At 63.1% G+C, this 17,925-nt stretch carries 12 protein-coding genes and 2 pseudogenes; 8 read left to right on the forward strand and 6 right to left on the reverse strand.

Going from position 1 to position 17,925, the window contains the following annotated elements; all coding sequences use genetic code 11:
* The 5 genes and pseudogenes from A7X12_RS24875 to A7X12_RS25795 all read left to right on the forward strand — a co-directional run.
* Positions 1–474 (forward strand): annotated as a pseudogene (locus A7X12_RS24875) (transposase); the annotation flags it as partial.
* 177 nt (positions 475–651) lie between these two features.
* Positions 652–1,122 carry a hypothetical protein gene (locus tag A7X12_RS00010; RefSeq protein WP_064309598.1) on the forward strand — a complete coding sequence of 157 codons (471 nt, stop codon included), beginning with the start codon at positions 652–654 and terminating at the stop codon, positions 1,120–1,122.
* Positions 1,123–1,307: 185 nt separating this feature from the next.
* Positions 1,308–2,132, forward strand: a complete 825-nt coding sequence (locus tag A7X12_RS00015; RefSeq protein WP_157105449.1) for an IS5 family transposase — start codon at positions 1,308–1,310, stop codon at positions 2,130–2,132.
* A gap of 11 nt (positions 2,133–2,143) precedes the next feature.
* Positions 2,144–2,473 carry a hypothetical protein gene (locus tag A7X12_RS00020; RefSeq protein ID WP_084444902.1) on the forward strand — a complete coding sequence of 110 codons (330 nt, stop codon included), beginning with the start codon at positions 2,144–2,146 and terminating at the stop codon, positions 2,471–2,473.
* Positions 2,474–2,774: 301 nt separating this feature from the next.
* A complete protein-coding gene (locus A7X12_RS25795; RefSeq protein ID WP_198161776.1) occupies positions 2,775–3,230 on the forward strand; it encodes a hypothetical protein in 456 nt (151 codons plus the stop codon).
* On the opposite strand, the gene A7X12_RS00025 is transcribed toward A7X12_RS25795, so the two are convergent.
* The 4 genes from A7X12_RS00025 to A7X12_RS00040 all read right to left on the reverse strand — a co-directional run bounded on the left by A7X12_RS00025 (position 3,167) and on the right by A7X12_RS00040 (position 12,157).
* Positions 3,167–5,923 carry a TonB-dependent receptor gene (locus tag A7X12_RS00025; protein ID WP_064309600.1) on the reverse strand — a complete coding sequence of 919 codons (2,757 nt, stop codon included), beginning with the start codon at positions 5,921–5,923 and terminating at the stop codon, positions 3,167–3,169. The two genes, A7X12_RS25795 and A7X12_RS00025, sit on opposite strands and share 64 nt — an antisense overlap.
* A gap of 86 nt (positions 5,924–6,009) precedes the next feature.
* A complete protein-coding gene (locus A7X12_RS00030) occupies positions 6,010–8,643 on the reverse strand; it encodes a hypothetical protein (RefSeq protein WP_064309601.1) in 2,634 nt (877 codons plus the stop codon).
* Between the two features lie 23 nt (positions 8,644–8,666).
* Complete coding sequence (locus tag A7X12_RS00035) at positions 8,667–10,076, reverse strand: MFS transporter (RefSeq protein WP_232318171.1); 1,410 nt, start codon at positions 10,074–10,076, stop codon at positions 8,667–8,669.
* Positions 10,073–12,157: a glycoside hydrolase family 31 protein gene (locus tag A7X12_RS00040; RefSeq protein WP_157105451.1), complete on the reverse strand. Its 2,085-nt coding sequence runs from the start codon at positions 12,155–12,157 to the stop codon at positions 10,073–10,075. The genes A7X12_RS00035 and A7X12_RS00040 overlap by 4 nt, the downstream gene beginning before the upstream one ends.
* A 138-nt stretch (positions 12,158–12,295) precedes the next feature.
* On the opposite strand from A7X12_RS00040, the gene A7X12_RS00045 reads away from it, so the two are divergent.
* Complete coding sequence (locus tag A7X12_RS00045) at positions 12,296–13,363, forward strand: substrate-binding domain-containing protein (RefSeq protein WP_064309603.1); 1,068 nt, start codon at positions 12,296–12,298, stop codon at positions 13,361–13,363.
* A gap of 586 nt (positions 13,364–13,949) precedes the next feature.
* Here the strand turns inward: A7X12_RS00045 and A7X12_RS24885 are convergent.
* Both A7X12_RS24885 and A7X12_RS00055 read right to left on the reverse strand, forming a co-directional pair.
* A pseudogene (locus tag A7X12_RS24885) lies at positions 13,950–14,099 on the reverse strand (integrase core domain-containing protein); the annotation flags it as partial.
* Between the two features lie 74 nt (positions 14,100–14,173).
* Positions 14,174–14,998, reverse strand: a complete 825-nt coding sequence (locus A7X12_RS00055; protein ID WP_064309605.1) for an inositol oxygenase family protein — start codon at positions 14,996–14,998, stop codon at positions 14,174–14,176.
* Positions 14,999–15,371: 373 nt separating this feature from the next.
* Between A7X12_RS00055 and A7X12_RS00060 the strand changes: the two genes are divergently transcribed.
* Positions 15,372–16,655 carry a GRP family sugar transporter gene (locus A7X12_RS00060; protein WP_064309606.1) on the forward strand — a complete coding sequence of 428 codons (1,284 nt, stop codon included), beginning with the start codon at positions 15,372–15,374 and terminating at the stop codon, positions 16,653–16,655.
* Positions 16,656–16,739: 84 nt separating this feature from the next.
* On the forward strand, positions 16,740–17,747 hold the full coding sequence (locus tag A7X12_RS00065) for a LacI family DNA-binding transcriptional regulator (RefSeq protein WP_064309607.1): 1,008 nt from the start codon (positions 16,740–16,742) through the stop codon (positions 17,745–17,747).
* Positions 17,748–17,925 lie beyond the last annotated feature (178 nt).

The following is a 17,925-nucleotide window of genomic DNA, read 5'->3' on the forward strand; positions in this document are numbered from 1 at the left end:
TCGCTTCGGAAAACAGGACTTCGTCTATCTGGAGCAGGAAAACGTCTATCGATGTCCCGCAGGCGAAGATCTGACCTATCGGTACACCTCGGTCGAGGCCGGCATGACGCTCCATAGCTATTGGAGCTCGAACTGCCAGACAATAGCTATTGGAGCTCGAACTGCCAGACATGCGCGCTTCATGACCAATGCACGACCGGCAAGGAACGCCGGGTCAAACGATGGGAACATGAGGCGGTCGTCGAGGCGATGGAGCGGCACCTTGATCGTGCGCCAGACGCCATGCGGATTCGCCGGCAGACTGTCGAGCATCCATTCGGCACGCTAAAAGCCTGGATGGGCTCGACGCACTTCCAAACGAAAACGCTCAAGAATGTCAGAACGGAGGCCAGCCTCCATATCTTGGCCTATAACTTCAAGCGGCTGATCGCCATCCTCGGCGTCCAGCCACTGATCGCAGCGATCCAGAGCTGAGCGCCAACGCTCAACCTTCAACGCGCCGCGCCGAAACTACCGACCAGCTACTGCGAAGCCGTTTTTACACGGCCTGGCCCAATAGCGGACGTTCGTTCCTGACTGCATCATGCCTCTATGAATGAAGCTTCAAGGCCCTGCCATTGCGCATCGTTGCCGGACTTAGCCGCAGTGCCCATGGGTGGCGACGGTCTCGACGAGCGAGTGTTCGCGACCATCGAAAATGTCATAGATCATGGTGGCGACGCTTGGTGGCTACACCTCTCTCGGTGCGAGGCCTGCGGCCAGCATTGGATGATTGCTCAAGAAGAACGCATCTTCGATGAGCATTTTCTACGGCGGGTGAACCTCGATGAAGCCAGCTGCATCATCGATCATGCGGATTGGCCGATCGAGTTTCTTAGCTATGAGCGCGTGCTCAAGACAGGACACGCCATGCGCATTCGCCCTTGCGTTTTCCTAGAGCGGCTCTCTCCATCGCTGGTGCAGACGGCGGAAGACCTGCGAAAGGAACGGCCCGAAATCTCAGAGGAAGAGATCGGCCATCTGCTGGGCGTCACGGTAGCGCAAGCGAAGCGGCTCTTGACCGTCGGGCCCATCGGGCGCGGCTCATGGTGGCAACGGACCCGTCATCGCTTCGGTTTGTAGCGGTTATCTTGGCGGATCAGGATGTCCGCTTCCCACCCAGAATGCGATATTCGGCGCCAACGGCTCCCGACCAGAATGCGTCGCTCCGCTCAAGCGGCGGGAACGACCGCTCGTGCCGAAAGCGGACCTTAGAGCCCGTTTGAGAATGGGTTGAGCGTCGGCGGCAGGCGTGATTCAAGCTCGGGATGTGGACCCGAGCGAGCCGTGGCCGGATGGCTGAACGAGAGAAGCAAGCGAAGCGCTACCCGACCGATCTGACGGATGCGGAGTGGGAGATCGTTCGTCCGTTCCTGCCGACGCCGCCGAAGCGCGGACGCAAGCCCACAACGGACCTTCGCGAAGTGCTGAACGCCTTGCGGTATCTTGCTCGTTCGGGTGGCGGTTGGCGGATGCTGCCCAAGGATTTCCCGCCATGGCAGACAGTCTACTGGTGGTTTCGCCGCTTCGTGCGTCGCCTTCTGTTCCGCACGATTCACGACGTGGCGCTGATGCTCGACCGGGAGCGCGGAGCGCGCGAGCAGAGCCCGTCCGCAGCTGTGGTCGACAGCCAATCGATCAAGGCGCCCTCGGCTCTGTCCGGCGGTGGCTATGACGCTGGCAAGCGGGTCAAGGGGCGCAAGCGCCACATCGCGGTCGACACCGACGGCCGGCTCCTCATGGTCAACCTGACGACGGCCGACATCTCCGACAGCGCGGGCGCGCAGGAGATCATCTCCGCTATCCGGCGTCGTTGGCCATGGCTCAAGCACCTGTTCGGCGATGGTGCCTACGATCGCACCAAGCTGCTCGATTCGGCCGCTCTGTGCGACTTCACCGTCGAGATCATCCGGCGATCGGACGACGTCTCCGGCTTCAAGGTGCTGCCTCGGCGCTGGGTGGTCGAGCGCACCTTCGGCTGGATGACGCGCTGGCGACGGCTTGTCCGCGACTATGAGAAGCGCCTCGACGTATCGGAGGCGATGATCCATCTTGCCATGGCCAGCAACCTGCTCCGGCGGCTCACTCCTTGAACGGACATGCCATGCAGAAGCCTAAGATTGTCACCACCGATAACGGCTTCGCGATCGTCACGGCCAAGAACACTGATACCGTGTCGTTGGACGAGGTGCACGCGATCGTCGCCTATAAGCTCGACGAACTCACGACCGATCTTGTCTGCTGCGACATCGTGACGGGCGCGGCCGACGGTGAGCACATACGCACCATCCACGAAGATTTGTGCGGCTTTGACGCCGCCATGAAGGCTTTCGAGGCCCTACCCGGCTTCGACCGCAAATGGCGTGACGCGGTGACTCTCCCACCCTTCGCCACGAACCGGACCGTCATCTACGACCGGGCTGCCTGCGCCTGATCCATTCTCAAACGAACTCTTAGACGCATGCAATCATTGATGCACCCAGATGAGGCCGTCTGCGCTTAGGCAGCTCTGGAATCGAATGCGCGTAACCGAGGCAGATCCGCGCGGTCCGATCCGAGCATCGTGGGGTAAGACTGACAAACACTCGCGACAGAAATTGCTGCGCTAGCGTTCTCCGCCACTGGACAGTGGGAAGCAGTTCCCAGATGTTGACCTATGTTCAGTGATCCCTCATCAGCGTTTTTCAAAGAGAGACCGGTGGTTACGGTAGCAACGCCCCTCCAACTGCGTCAGCGTGGCCAATGCCGAACTGTTGCTTATGACCTTTCGCTCTTCTAAGGTCGGGCCGAAATTTCCCGAGCAGCTTGTCGATGCTCTTCTGACCGGCGACGTCGTCTTCCTGTGCGGCGCGGGAGTGAGCGCCCCACAATTGCCTGGTTTCAGTGCGCTCGTGACACGGTGCTTTGCCGGTCTCAACGTTGATATGAGCGCATCCGAGCAATTGTCGTTCAAAGAGAATCGGTTCGAGGAAACGCTAGGTTCGCTTAGCCGCCGCATAGTCAATCTAGCCGACATGACTCGTGCGGTTGTGGCGGCCCGCGGTGAAGCGGGTCCGGAGGATCGGATTGTCGGCATTGGCACCGCCGCAGGTCAAACGGGCGGGCCGCTCGGCCCGCCCGATGCCCGTCAGAAGCGGAAGCGGACGCCCGCCGACAACAGGCTCGCCTCCCATCGGATGTCGCGCGGATAGCGCGGGTCCTTCACATAGCTGTGATAGGGGGTACGCAACAAATTGGTCGCGTCCACGGTTAGCGTGATGTTGTCGTTCAGATTGTAGCTGGCCGACAGATCGAGACGGCCGACCGCACCGGAATAGACGGTGGTGAAGACGCCAGGTGCGCCGAAGCCGTCCACATTGGCGCTGCGGTAGTTATAGGCAAGTCGGACGCTCGTCGGCCCCAGCTCATACAGGCCGATGAGGTTGAAGCTGTATTTCGAAACACCCGGCAGGGTGTTGCGCCCGCCGGTGAAGTTCGCCGCCGAAGGCAGCACCTGCTCGCCGTCGATATAGGTGAAGTTGGCCTGCGCCCCCAGGCCGCGCAGCGCGCCGGGCAGGAAGTCGAAGAAGGTGGTGCCGGCCACCTCGATGCCCTTGATCGTGCCCGAACCGGCATTGGACGGGCGATAGACCAGGATGTCGCCGAACGGCTGAACGTTGACGACCTGCGGCAGCGAATTGATGAAGCCTTCGATTTTCCGATAGAAGCCAGCAACCGACACCGAGCCCGCGCGAGAGAAATAATATTCCAGCGAAGCGTCGTAATTGTCCGAGCGGATCGGCTGCAGGTCCGGGTTGCCGCCATTGCCGGTGTAGGAGATGTTGCCGCCGATCGTGCCCTGCGAAACGGTCAGTGTCGGGTTGATCTGGTTGAAGCCGGGTCGCGACAAGGCCTGGGTCCGCGAAAGGCGAAGCTTCAGCCGGTCGGTGAAGTGCAGCTGCGCGCTGATGTTGGGCAGGATGTCGGTATATCCGGTCGAGGAGTTGATCGGGACCAGCACGGTACCGCCACCGGCCGCCGGCAACTGGTTGGTGCCGTTCAGCGTGTTGCGCGTGAGGATCACGCGCGCGCCGATCACGCCGTCGACCGGAATGCCTATGTCGAAGGCGTAGTTGAGCTGCGCATAGGTCGTGTAGACCCGTTCACGCGCCTGGAAGGCGTTGAGCGGGTTGAGCGCAGGCAGCTCGGGCGCCCAGGCTGCCCGGGTGCCGGCATCGGCCCCCGCGCGGACGAGCGCATCGCGAATATAGGTGCGCACGTCGCTCAGCTGGTCGTTGAACAGGAAGGCGTTGGGCGCATACCAGGATCGGAACTGCTGCACGTCGTCGCCATGGAAGCCCGCCTCGACAAGCCCGCCTTGCGACAGGGTCGGCACCTTGGTGATCGAGTCCTTCAGGCTGGCGAGCGAAGCATAGCGATCACCATAGACCGAGCTCGCGCTCCGATCGCCATAGCGAAGCCCGAACAGGAATTTAGGAAACAGCGACGATCCGGTGTCGAGCGCGACATTGCCTTGCCACTGCCACTGGTCGCCCACCGCCCTGCTTCGGTTCTCGATCAACCCGCGCATGTAGAAGCTGTTGGGATTGGTGAAGTCCACGCCGCTCGGCGTGAAGTTCACGCTACCTTCGTCGTTGAGCTTGACCGAAAGCGACAGCGGGGTCGCCACCTGCGTCTGGAACTGGCCCCAGTTCCCGTTGGAGGTCGACTTGGTATAGGCAAGGTCGGTCGTGAAGACCGCGTTGCCGGTTTCCCAGCGCGCGCCCAGCGCGCCCTGATAGGTGTCGGTGCGGCTGGTGCCGAACTCCTTGGACGGCCCGTTGACCAGCCCCAGATCGACGTCGAACGACTGGAGCGTGGTGCCGTCCTTCGTCAGCACGGCGTTGCGGATCGTCGGCGGGTTGCCGCCATTCGGATTCGACTGAATCGGGATGCCGAAAAAGTCGTTGCCGACCCGGTCTCGATAGCCCTGATACAGCCCGTCGACATAGATGGACAGATTGTCGGCCGGCTTCCACTGGAGCGAGCCGTTGACCGACGGGCGCTGGCGTTTGCCGCGACGATAATAGAGGCCGATATCCTGTGGGAAGGTGAAGTTGCGGCCCACCGAGGCGGGAAGGATCTGCTGTGCGGCGGGAGCATTGTCCTGGAAGCCCTGGTAGCGGATCGAGTTCAGGTACCGGGTCTGGGTGAAGGACACGTTGAGCAACGCGCCGATCTCACCGATGCCTGTATTCCAGCGGTCCGTCACGAGCAGGCTGCCGATCGGATCGACCTTGCGCGATTCCGAATTATACACCCCGCGCGCCGTGCCTGCGATCTGAAAGCCGTCGAAGTCGAACGGGCGACGCAGGCCGACATCGATGAGTCCGGCGATGCCGCCTTCCAGATTGTCGGCGGTCGTCGCCTTATAGACTTCCACCCGCGACAGCGCTTGCGCCGGGAAGTCCTGGATCGAAACCGAGCGGCCATCGGCAGTGAAGATCTCGCGACCCTGGACCGTCGTCTGGACGTTGGGCAGGCCGCGGATCAGCACACCGTTCGCTTCGTCGGCATAGCGGGTGACCTGCACGCCGGTTATGCGCGCAATGGCCTCGGCGGCGTTGTTGTCGGGGAATTTGCCGATATCCTCGGCAACCAGCGCATCTACTTGCGCATCCGAGTTGCGCTTGATGTTCTGCGCGCTGCTCAGGCTCTGGCGGATGCCGGTAACGACGATGTCGGCGCCGCTCCCTCCTCCCTGATCGGCGGAAGCAGGCGGGACGGGCGGCGTCTGGACTGGTGGCTGTTGCTGCTGATCCTGCGCTTGCGCTGGCGTGGCAAGCGCCACCGCCATCGTCGTGGAAACCGAGGCCAGAAGCGACCCGACGATTATTCTTTTCATACTCCCCTCCTTCTTGGTTCTGCACAAAAAACGTTTACGGTCGTAAGCGTTGATGGTCTGCGGCACCCGTGGTTACGGTTGCGCCGTCAGGGCATTGGTGTGATGGAAATCCAGTCGATATTGGGCGCATAGCGCGAGCGGAGCAGGATGCCGGGCCAGGTCTGCGACGCATAGCTGCGCCCGTCCCAGTTGGGCTGTTCCTCGCCCGCGAACCGGATGGTGTTGGCGCCCGCCTTCAGCGTCACGGGCACCGTCAGTTCCCACCAGTTGTTCGCATTGAAGCTGTGCGGCATGCTGGCCAGCAACGCCTTGCCGCCGTTGATGGAAATGCGGGCGATCCGTGCAAGTGGATCGGGATTGTAGTGCGTCGCCTTGGCCTGTTCCTCGTTGGAATAGCGGATGGTCAGCGCATAGGTGCCGGCGCGAGGTACCTCGACCTTGGGGAAGGTCAGCGTATTGCCGTTGCCGGGGTCCCCGCCGATCGCGAACACCGCGCGGCCGCCGCTGGCGAGCGAGGCGGCACCGATCCGGGCAGTACCGGCGACCTGCGCGCGCTCCGCTTCGTAGCGCCGGGGCAGCGCCCCCCCCTCGGGGCTTATCGATAGTCCCCGCACGGTTGCCGAGCCGGCGGCGGTGAGCACGACCTTGTTGATACCGCCGAGGAGGAACGCGGTGTTTTTCGAGACGCGCCCGTTGACCGACATCTGCACCGATCCTTCGCCCAGTTCGGGGCGCAGGCGCGCGAGTCCGTCCTGTGCCGCGTAGACCCAGAAGGTCGCGCTGCCGCCGCTCGACAGCGCCACCGCGTCTCCGCGCGTGGACGACGTGCCTTTCAGCACCGCGTCGGCCACGTCATAGCGCGCGCCGCTGGCGGCGGGATCGATCGCGGTAAGGGTGATGCGGTCGACCATCGCATTGCCCTGCGTATGCCGCGTACCGTCAACGCTCCGCGTGGACAGGGTCAGGACGTGCCGACCGGCTGTCAGCGAAACGACGGTGTCGACATGATCGAGCACGACGGGCTTGTAGCCCAGGGGCAGGAGGATCTCGCCTGCCGCTTTGCCATCGATCTGGAGAAAGACGTTGGTGGGGCCCTGCGCCTCGACCAGCGGATCCTTGTTGAAGCTGCCCGCGAGCACGCTCAGATCGTAGCGGCCGTCGCGCGGTACCTCGACGACGAAATCGAGCGCGGCGTCGGCCCCGGTCTTGAACCCTTCGACCAGATAGCCTTTCGAGACGTGGAAGCGGTCGACGTGATCGGGCGAACCCTCGGGACCGCGTATGGTAAGCCCCTGGCCGCGCTTGGCAGCCGTCTCCGCCTCATAGTCCTGCCGCCATTGGGCCGTGACCGGCATCGGCTGCGCGCCCGCACCGGGGGTCAGGAGCAACTCATAGGCTGCCTCTTCGCGCAGCGCGGGCCAGCCGTCCTGGCCGAAGGGGATGGCGACCTGTCCGTCCTTCACCGGCACGATCCGGTCGCCGACGACGACCGGCGGTGCGCTGTCGCCGAGTTGCCCGGTCCAGCCGATCTCGCGCACGCGGACGCGCGTCGTCGCGCCGAAGGTGGCAGGAACATGCGTGAGGGCGACGGTGGCCTCGCCCGATGTGCCGCCGAACAACATCCGCATCTGCGCGCGCGTGGCATCAAGCGTCGCCACGCCCTGCAGCGTGTAGCTCTGATCGGGATGCGGCGGCGTCACGACCAGCGTGTGCCCGCGCATCACCGCATAGGCGTGCAACAGCCACCATTGCCCATTGCCGCGATTGGCCTGGACGGCGGAGTCGCTCAGGTTGCCGTCGATGTTCCAATAGGCAATGTCGGCATCGACCTTCGAATCCTCGATCGCGGCGACCCACTGCACCATCTGGCCCGGCACGGAGGTGTGATAGTTATAGGCATATTCGTTGATGTTCACGGGCAGGTGACGGCCCTGCCACTTGGTTCCGGCGAACAGCCGATCCTCCCATCCGCGATACGTTCGCACACTGGTGCGGACCGCGGCCGGGTTGCTGAGTTCGTGCCAGGTGACAATGTCGGGCATGGTATCTGCGGCAAGGGCGTGGCGCAGGAAGCCCTCGACCTCCGGAAAGAGGAGGCTGGTATTGGGACCCGCGATCCGGGCGCCGGGCAACTCCCGGCGTATCATCCGCACCGCACCGTCCCATGCCGCGTTGAATGCCGTCGGGTCCTTCTGCCATTTGATCCCGTTGCAGCTCTTTGGGCCGTCAGCAAACATGTTGCCGTCGGGCTCGTTGAAGGGAATGAACACGATCCGGTCGCGGTAGCGTGCGGCGGTGCCCTTCACCTGCAGGACCTGGGCACGCAGCTTCTCGATATAGTGGGCTACCGACTGGGCGCAGTCCCCGCGCTTCCAGTCATAGGGAAATTCGCGGTTGATGTCGGTCATGTAGATATAGGTGTCGCCGCCCGAAGCATCGGTCAGCAGGGTCGAGACCTCCAGCGCGTCGGCGCCGGGATGCTGGGGGCCGTCCTGCGCCTTGGTCGACACGGTACGAAGCCCGATGCCTTCGACCAGGTTCGGCTGCGGCAGACGCGCGTCGTACAATCCGTACAGCGTGCCCGACGCGCCGCCATGGAACGCCCCGGTGTCGCTGGCCAGATCCACGGTCATTCGTTCCTGCGCGCATGCCGGCATCGCCGCCGAGCCGAGCAGCGCGACGATTAGGAGGGCGGCGGAACGACGGCGCGAAAAGGGCATGAATCGAGGCTCCGTTGGAAAGATCATGCGCCGCGCTCCGCGGCCATGCGCGCGATTGTCGCGCGGTTCAGGATCAGGCGCGAGATTGCGAACGCCAGCGCCAGGTGCATCAAACCGGGAATGACGGTGGACAGCAGCCGGATTCCGGTCAGCGAGAGGGCCGTCTGATTTCCCGCCCCTGCCTTGTAGGAAACGAGGACGAGGACACCGCTGATCAGCGCCCCGGCCACCGCCCAGGCCAACTTCACGAAGAACTGATTGAACGCGAAGCTCATTCCCGATGAGCGCATCCCAAGCTTCCACTCGCCATACTGGTCGGCCAGCTGGATGAGGGTGAAGTGGAGCGGCAGGGTGCAGCCAAGCACGATACAGCACAGCCCGACCAGCGCCAGCCACAGCGTCGGATAGTCGCCCGGCACGAAGAAAGCGGCAAAGTGCCCGGCGACGAGGATCAGGTTCACCCAGATGTAGACGCTGCGTACGTCGAACCGCCGGGTAAAGGCCTGCACCAGGATCGACCCGAGAAAGCCTCCGGCCGTCGCGGTGCCGAAGAACAGCGCCTGATAGGTCGCATCGCCGTTGAGCACATAGGTGATGAAGTAAAGCGCCGCGCCGCCCTTGGTATTGAAGATCGCGATCAGGAGCAACGTCATGAGGAATGTCCAGCGGAGCTGATCGTTCTTCAGCGTGTTCGCGATCGCCCGCTTCAGCGGCACGTCCGCGGCGTCCGTTGCGGCCACGCGCTCGCGCACAAACAGGAAGCAGATGAGGAACATGACGACGGCGGCGCCACTAAGGATCGCCACGCCGTCGCGATATCCGCGTACGATATCGTCCCCGCCCAGCGTGCGGACCAGGATCGGCAGCCCGACCGAGACGCAGAAGGAAGCGACCGCGACCATCGCGAAGCGCACCGACTGGCAGGAAACGCCCTCGCGCTCGCTGTCGGTCATCCGGGTGATCAGCGCACAATAGGGGACGTTGTTGAGCGAATAGGACAGCGCGAGAAGGAAATAGGTGATCGCGGCATAGGCGACCTTGCCGTCATACTGGAAATCTGGCGCCTGGAAGGTCAGAAAGGCGCTAAGTCCTACGGGAATCGCGGTCCAGAGCAGATAGGGGCGAAACCGTCCCCACCGGGTGGAGGTGCGATCCGCCATGATCCCGATCAGCGGATCCGAGACCGCATCGAAAATGCGCAGCGAAAGGAAGAGGATGCCGACGATCCCCGGCGCCAAGCCAAAAACGTCGGTATAGTAGAAGGTCAGGAAATTTGCGATCAGACCGGTGACGATCGTACCGCCGGCATCGCCAAAGCCATAGCAGATCTTCTCGAGGAACGGGATGCGCGCCGTCACTGCATCACCTTTCTGCCTGTCGCCCGCCGTCACGGCGGGCTTCGCCATCGATGCCGCCATGCCTGCCCCGCTCATGCCCCGATCCGCCCCACGACCGGCCCCCCACTGACCTCGGCGAACGCAGTGGCCACGCCTGCGCCCTCGCGGATGAACACGGGGATGCGCTCTACCGGTGCTGGGCAGGCGATATCGCCGCCACCTTCCACCCGCTCCCCGCTCCAGGCGTCGCGCCAATTGCCCTGGGGCAAATAGACGCTGCGCTCGCGCACTCCGGCGGCGGTCACCGGCGCGACCAACAGGTCGGGACCGAACATATATTGATCGTCGAGCGTCCAGCAGCGCGGATCGTCCGGATAGTCGTAAAACATTGGCCGCATCAGTGGATCGCCATGCTCATGCGCAGCACGCATCAGCGTTGCGACATAGGGGCGCAGCCGTTCGCGCAGCCCGGCATAGCCGCGCAGGACCTCGAAGACCCGCTCGCCGAAGCTCCACAGCTCGTTGCCGGCGCCGGTGTCGCATTGCGCGACGCCGTCGCGGAACGGCGCTGCGGGCGGGGTGATCGGATCGCGATGGCCGTGCATCCGCAGGACGGGGGTGAACACCGCCCATTGGAACCAGCGGATCATCAGCTCGTGAAAGGCCGGATCGTCGATATGGCCGCCATGGAAGCCGCCGATATCCGTCGTCCACCATGGAATGCCGGCAAGCCCCATGTTCAGCCCGGCGCTCAGCTGGTTGCGCATCGCCTCGAACGAGCAGTGGATGTCGCCCGACCAGACCAGCGCGCCGTAGCGCTGGCTACCGGCCCAAGCGCAACGGATCAGGTTGACGATCTCGGTCTCCCCCTCAGCGCGCAACCCGTCGTGAAATGCCTGGGCGAAGTGCAGCGGATAGGCGTTGCCCACCGACAGCACGCTGCCGCCATGATAGCGATAATTGTCGAAATCATAGACACTGTACTCGGGCTCGGCCTCATCCAACCAGAAGAGGCGGACGCCCTGCTCGCGGTAGTTCCGCTTCGCAGTGTCCCACAAAAAGGCGCGCGCGCCCGGATTCGTCACATCGATGAAGCGGGTATTGCCGAGAAACTCCTGCTGCACGTCCAGACCGCGCCTGGCTCGGACCAGATATCCCTTCTCGACGAGCGCAAGATAGTTTTCCGAACGGTGATCGACGGTCGGCCAGATCGAAACGAGCAGCTCTGTTCCCATCGCCTTGAGCTCGGCGGTCATCGCAGCCGGGTCGGGCCATTCGCGAGGATCGAACCGCCAGTCGCCTTGCACGGGCCAGTGGAAGAAATCGGCGACGATCACCGCGAGCGGGATGCCTCGCGCATGATAGTCGCGCGCGACCGACAATAGCTCTTCCTGGGTGCGGTAGCGCAACTTGCTCTGCCAAAGGCCGAGCGCGAATTCCGGCATCATCGGGGCTGTGCCGGTAACCCGCGCATAATTGCGCAGGATCTCGGCAGGCGAGTCTGCCGCGGTGATCCAATAGTCGATCTCGCGCGCGGCGCGGGCGACCCAGGTCGCGCCATTGGCGGCGAAATGCACCTCGCCCACCGCAGGCATGTTCCACAGGAAGCCATAACCGTGGCTGGAGACGACGAAGGGCACGCTCGCTTGCGAGTTGCGTTGCGCCAGCTCCAGCGAACACCCGGCGAGATCGAGATTCGGCTGCTGGTACTGGCCCATGCCATAGAGCCGCTCGCCCGACTTCGCCTCGAACCGCACGGTGATCTGCGCGGCGTCGCCATCGATCACCTTGAACTCGCGGCCCGCCAGTCCGAGCGCGCTGATCGTGCGGACCTCGTCGGTGCCGACCGTCCAAAACTTGCTGGTCGTGTCGCGCTGCCGCCACTTCTCCTCCAGCAACAGGTCGCCGCGCGCGTTCAGGAAGCGGACGCGGCCCTGCAGGTCGACTTCGGCGGTGATTCGGCCATGGGTGATGCGGGCAATCGCCCCGCACCGCGTGACGACGGGATCTCCGGCCTCGGCTCCGCCTTGTTCGAGCAAGGCACCGGGCGCCGCGCCCCCATCGGCGAAGGTCGAGGCGCGCAGGCGCAGGCCGTCGGGGCCATGCGCCTCGATGCGGAGCCAATCGCCATTGTAAGACCACGTTATCGCACGTGTTTCTAGAACAAGCGTGTCCAAGCGCCCGGATCCTCTCTGCGCCATTCTGCGATGGCCGTAAACGTTTTCGGACGATCGATCGGCGCTGTCAATGGGCTTTTGTCAGGGTATTTTTTGGGGCCCTTGTGTGAAGCGCGTCGCGAAGCGATCACAACGCGCATGGACATACGCGAACTCGCCCATCATCTGGGACTGTCGATCGGCACGGTCTCGCGTGCGCTGAACGATCGAAAGGACGTAAGCCCCGAAACCCGAAAGCGCGTGATCGAAGCAGCGCGTATCCATGGCTATATCCCTAACCAGTCAGGGCGGACGCTGCGCAGCGGTCGGACGGGCACGATCGGATTCATGCTGACCCTCGAGCATGACAGCGCGATCCACGGCGACCCGTTCTTCATGGCACTGCTCGAAGGCGTACAGAACGGACTGAGCGAGCATGATCTCGATCTTGCGGTTCTGCTGGCCCGGAAGGGCGAGGACGCGCTTACCTTCCTGCGGCGACATGTGTCGCGCGGGACGGTGGACGGCTGGGTACTTTCGGGCACGCAGTATGAGGATTCGCGGATACCCTTCCTGCTCGACCGCGACATCCCCTTCATCGCACTGGGGCGTACGGAAGCGGCGCGCGACTACGCCTGGATCGACTTGGATTTCGAAGGCGTAGTCGCCGACGCGATGGGCCTGCTGACGAGCGCGGGGCATCGCCGGATCGGGCTGGTGGCCCCGCCGGCGATGATCAACATCAGCCATGTCGTTGTCGAACGCTACCGCACGGCGGTGGAGCGCGCCGGCATCGCCTTCGACCCGGCATTGGTCCACCACGGCGATACCGATGAGAGCGACGGCGAAGCGACCGCCAGCGAGCTGATGGCCCTGCGCGATCGGCCGACCGCGCTACTGCTGATGGGCGAAACCGCACCGGTCGGTGCGTATCGCGCGCTACGCCGCCTTGGGCTGGAACCCGGGCGCGATGTGGCCGTGATCGGACTGCGCGACAATCCGGCCTGCCGGGCGCTGTCGCCCGACCTCACCTGCTTCTCGCTGGAACTGGGCGATCTGGGACTGGCGCTCGCCCAAGGCCTGGTTGCGACGCTGCCGGGGCATCGGGGGGCGGGAAAGCCTCTGGTCCAGCAACTCTGGCGGATGAAGTTGCGCTTGGGACAAAGCCATCTCGCCCCGGTCGGGATTTCGCAAGCCGCGCTCCACGCGACGCTGGATGGTGATTGAGATCTCGGGAAACCCTTGCCGGAGCGGCGCGGAGGCTAGGCGCGATATCGGAAACCGCCGCCCCTGCCCGAAACGCCACCGAGACGCGCTTTCGATCGACGAAGGGCGGAGCCAAACAAGCATCGCGATCGTACGCCCGTTTTGGTGCTGGCGAGCCGGGCCGCAGCGGCAATGCGGCCGCCATAGCGAACGATGGTCGTTCTGTTTTGCCGCGCCGCCTGCCGAGTCTGGGGGGGGGCTAGCGCGGCGCTGGCGGCGTCGCCCGAGGCGATCGTGATCGTGCCGTTCGGCCTCATCGCCATCGGCGGAGTCGCGGTTACCGTGCCCAGCCCCTTGATCGGCGGCCCGGTAGCGGCGTGGCGCCCTGCTGCGAGGCTTGCCCGCCCTTTCCGGCCTTGATCCCGCCGACGCCGACGGCGATCGAGGTCTGGCGCGCGTCCCAGGTCTTCCGGTTCTCGAGGTCGCTGGCGTGGGCGTGCCGATAGTCAGGCCGTTCTTCGACGGACCCGCGGTGCCGGCGATCACCGCGCCGATCAGCGAGGTGTCGCCAACCACGTGAATCGTGAAGCCCTGGTCGCCGGCATCGATGGGGTTGCACAACGCGCATATGGTTGTAATCGTCTCGCCAGTTGCTCAGCACCGAGCGGGCATGGCTCAGCGAAGCGAACAGCGTCTCGTTCAGGCATTCGTCCCGCAAGCGACCATTAAAGCTCTCGACATAGCCATTCTGGAGGGGAGCACGCCCACCCCATCTGGTCAGAAGACATCAAGCCGGCCTTGCAGTTTGTAGAGCGCAAATCGATGAACTGGCTACCAGGCGAGCTTTGCCGGTAGGAATTCGGCGAAAAGATCATCGTAATAAGGCTTTAGCTGGGCCAGATCCGGCTTGGCATGGCCTTTGGAGTAAAGGTCGTATCTATTGAACTCCAGCACCCATTTCAGCATGGCGCGATCCTTGTCGTTGCACAGATGATCGTACGCGCCGTGCTTGTGCCACGGATAGAAGGAATGGAAGCGCAGCATATATAGCGCTTCATCCTGCAGATATGGCTTCATCACCTCGGCGATATAGCCATCATGGCCGAACGACATATGCACCTTCTCAAGGCCGCAATTGGGTTCGTAGATGCCGTATTTCGTCTGGTATTCCGGTACGTGGCGATCCGGATTGGCAGCGAAATATTCATGGAAGACAATGTGTTCGGACCAGGCGCAGCCCACCGGATAGGTATCGCCCACCACACCCCATTGCGGTTCACCCCATAGGCACAAGCACTTGCCCAGATCGTGTAGAAAGCCCGTCAGGATCATCCATCGCGGCTGTCCGTCACGACGCATGGCCTCCGATGTCTGCAACAGATGATCGGTCTGCGACAAATCGGTGTCCGGATCGCTCTCATCGACCAGCGCATTCAGAAACTCGGCGGCCTCCCAGATCGACCTTTCTCCCCGCGTCAGGCCGAAATACTCGGCCTCCTTGCGCAGAACATAGTCGACGGTCATCTGCTCGTGGTTGTTGCGATAAAACTGTGCGACACCCGGAACGGCAGCCTCGTCATACTGACGAAAATCATCCTCGGCCTTGCCTTCCTTGTACCGGCTTTCGTCAACGGCCTTTGTGGCGTTTGCACCCATCGTTCCGCATCCTCTCATCGTGGTCTGCTCTGCAAACGTTATCGGTTACGTAAGAGAGTATCGCAAGTCGACGAGGAGCTCAACAACCCCTCGACCAGGCTATCAGGGGCTTCTTGACACATCGGGCGTTATCGGTAACGCTTCACAGCTGGCCTAAACCTTCCTTCAAAGAGAAGCGTGAGCCAACAGGAAACGAGGATGCGAATGAACGAACGGCACGCGACGAGTGCGTCCATGGCGCGCGCGGTTTTAACGGATATTCAGTTCTGGATTCCCGCGCTGGTTCTGGCCGGCGGCATCCTTCTTCTTGCGATGATCAAATAAACACGCCCTCGAAGGCGGATACAATCTCAGGAAAGAAAGGAGCGCCATCATGGCGTCTTCACAAGATACGGCTGCGGCATCGGCCAACCCGCAACACATGCTGGGGGTTTTGTGCGGCTTGGCGGCCGGCGCCTGGCTTGGCGCGGCGGAAGCGCCGACCAAATTGGTATCGGCGGGTTTTTCTCCTTTCGCCATTTCCCTGTGCATGGTGGTCGGCGTCTTCACCGCTCGCTGGACTTTTCCCACCCTGATGAAGGGCACGGGCTTTGTGTTTTCGGACATCGCGTCCAAGCCGCACCTGATCCTCTGGGGCCTTCTGGCCGGCGCCTTATGGGCGGTTGCCAATACGCTGACCGTCTTTGCCATTCGCGATGTGGGCCTCGCTACGGCGTTCCCGCTGTGGAACACCAACTCCCTGATCGGGCTGCTTTGGGGCTGGCTGCTGTTCCGGGAAATGCGAGGAGCAGGCGCTCGAACCATCGGCAAGGTGGTACTTGGGACGCTGGCGATCATCGCCGCCGCCATCATGCTGGGCTTCAGCACGCTGCACGATGCGGGCGCATCCCCACACGCCGCCCGCGGCCTCGCCGCGGCAGCAGGCGCCAGCCTGATGTGGGGCACGATGTATGTTCCCTATCGCAAAGCCTATCTGAGCGGGATGAGCCCGCTTTCGTTCGTCACGATCTTCACGATTGGCGAACTGGGCACAATGCTGGCCCTGACATGGTGCTTCGACGGCGGCCCGAACTCCTCCGCCTTGCAGCTTCTGCACCATCGTGAAGTACTGTTCTGGCTGTTTCTGGGTGGCTTTGTGTGGGTGATCGGCGACCTGTTTCAGCAATACGCCACCAAATATCTCGGCATCAGCCGCGGCATTCCACTGTCCAATACCAATCAGTTGTGGGGACTGGCCTGGGGGGCGCTGGTGTTTGGCGAGCTGGCGGCTGCCGACAGCGCGCATATCGGACTGGTTGTTGGCGGCTCGCTGCTCATGATCCTGGGGGCGCTGGCCATCAGCACGGCGACAGCGGGTGCGGATGAGATGACCAGCCGCGATGCGGCCTTGCAACGCGAATGCGACCGCTATGGCCTTGCCTATGGTGATGCACGAAACGCCCAACACGGCGAAGGCGCCAAGGAATCGGGCAAACGGCGGTGGTGGGACTGGGCCATCGTGGCCGTCGCCGTATCGCTATTCCTCTGGTTTGCCTCGGATGCGGCCGTGCCGCCGCTGATGATGCATTGGGAATGGGTTGCCGTGCTTTGCGCCATGCTGCTTGCGACGCTGGCGGCGGGCTGCTGGGCGTTGTGGACGCGGACGCGCTTCAATTAAGCCCCCGCCTGCTGTCTGGACGCCGTCGAGGGAGTGTGCGCATAGACGAAGCATCCGGTTCAACGTCGTTGAAAAGCTCCCCTGATGGCGGTCACGCTCAAAGACATAGCCCGCGATCTCGGCGTTTCAACGGTAACCGTTTCGAAGGTGCTGCGCGGCCAGACCGATATCAGCGAGAAAACCCGCGAACGCGTGCTGAAGCGGATGCGCGAGTTGGACTACCAGCCCAATATGCTGGCGCGTGCGCTGGCGGGCGGACGTTCCCAGGCCATCGGACTGGTCGTACCGGATCTCATCCATCCCTTCTTCGGCGAATTCGCCCGATCGCTGGCGGGGGCGCTGCGTTCGGAAGGTCTGGTTCTGGTTGTGGCCTCTTCCGAAGATGATCCGGAGATCGAAGAGCAGGAAATCAAAACCCTGCTGACGCGCGGCGTCGATGTGTTGCTGGTGGCATCCTGTCGTCCGGCAATGCATCCCTCCCCGGCGCTGGCGGAAACCACGACACCCGTTCTGCTCGTCGATCGCCATTTTCCGACCTTGTCGATCGATTTCGTCGGCACCAACGACCTCATGGTGGGCGAACTGGCGGCGCGCCATCTGGTTGGCATTGGCCGCAGACGGATCTCCCATATCGGCGGGCGTGGCATCAGTCCGACGGCGGACCGGCTCAAAGGCTTCCAACGCGCGCTGGCCGCGGCGGGTGTCGAACTTCCCGACGCGTATGTGGTCATGCGCGATGGCTTTGAAGAAAGCGGCGATGCCACGGGCTACCATGCCATGCAGGAATTGCTGTCCTTGGGCGAACCGCCGGACGCGGTCTTCTGCTACAATGATTTGTCCGCCATCGGCGCCATGGACGCCGCGATGCAGGCCGGCCTGCGCATTCCCCAAGACATTGCCTTCATCGGCTGCGGCAATCTGCGGTACGCCGAGTATCTGCGGGTACCGCTTACCTCTGTTGACCAGAGCAGTCATCGGTTGGGAGATATGGCCGCGAAACGCGTTCTTGATCTTAGCGCCGGGTCCGGTCCCGCACCCCAAACCTTGCGCCTGGAGCCGCGGTTGATTGTTCGCAAGTCAACCGTTGCCTGAATCGCCATTCGAATTTCAGGCAACGCTTCTTTGAGTTGATAGGCCGCCCGAAGCCAGAAGCGCATAGGTAGCCCCGACAAATCCGTTTGGGCAGCCCTGCTTGCCATGGCCTGCCGGCAGTCGCTTTCCGGGATTGAAGAGACACGAGGCTCTGCGCTGGACGACAGAAAGATGGTTC

The sequence above is a fragment of the Sphingomonas sp. TDK1 genome (assembly GCF_001650735.1).
In the GTDB taxonomy this organism is placed as follows: domain Bacteria; phylum Pseudomonadota; class Alphaproteobacteria; order Sphingomonadales; family Sphingomonadaceae; genus Sphingomonas.

Excerpts from the sequence above, each read along its gene's own strand:
- A7X12_RS00010 (WP_064309598.1), top strand. The coding sequence starts at position 652 with ATGGGTGGCGACGGTCTCGACGAGCGAGTGTTCGCGACCATCGAAAAT.
- A7X12_RS00015 (WP_157105449.1), top strand. The coding sequence starts at position 1,308 with ATGTGGACCCGAGCGAGCCGTGGCCGGATGGCTGAACGAGAGAAGCAA.
- A7X12_RS00020 (WP_084444902.1), top strand. The coding sequence starts at position 2,144 with ATGCAGAAGCCTAAGATTGTCACCACCGATAACGGCTTCGCGATCGTC.
- A7X12_RS00025 (WP_064309600.1), bottom strand. The coding sequence starts at position 5,923 with ATGAAAAGAATAATCGTCGGGTCGCTTCTGGCCTCGGTTTCCACGACG.
- A7X12_RS00030 (WP_064309601.1), bottom strand. The coding sequence starts at position 8,643 with ATGCCCTTTTCGCGCCGTCGTTCCGCCGCCCTCCTAATCGTCGCGCTG.
- A7X12_RS00035 (WP_232318171.1), bottom strand. The coding sequence starts at position 10,076 with ATGAGCGGGGCAGGCATGGCGGCATCGATGGCGAAGCCCGCCGTGACG.
- A7X12_RS00045 (WP_064309603.1), top strand. The coding sequence starts at position 12,296 with ATGGACATACGCGAACTCGCCCATCATCTGGGACTGTCGATCGGCACG.
- A7X12_RS00055 (WP_064309605.1), bottom strand. The coding sequence starts at position 14,998 with ATGGGTGCAAACGCCACAAAGGCCGTTGACGAAAGCCGGTACAAGGAA.
- A7X12_RS00060 (WP_064309606.1), top strand. The coding sequence starts at position 15,372 with ATGGCGTCTTCACAAGATACGGCTGCGGCATCGGCCAACCCGCAACAC.
- A7X12_RS00065 (WP_064309607.1), top strand. The coding sequence starts at position 16,740 with ATGGCGGTCACGCTCAAAGACATAGCCCGCGATCTCGGCGTTTCAACG.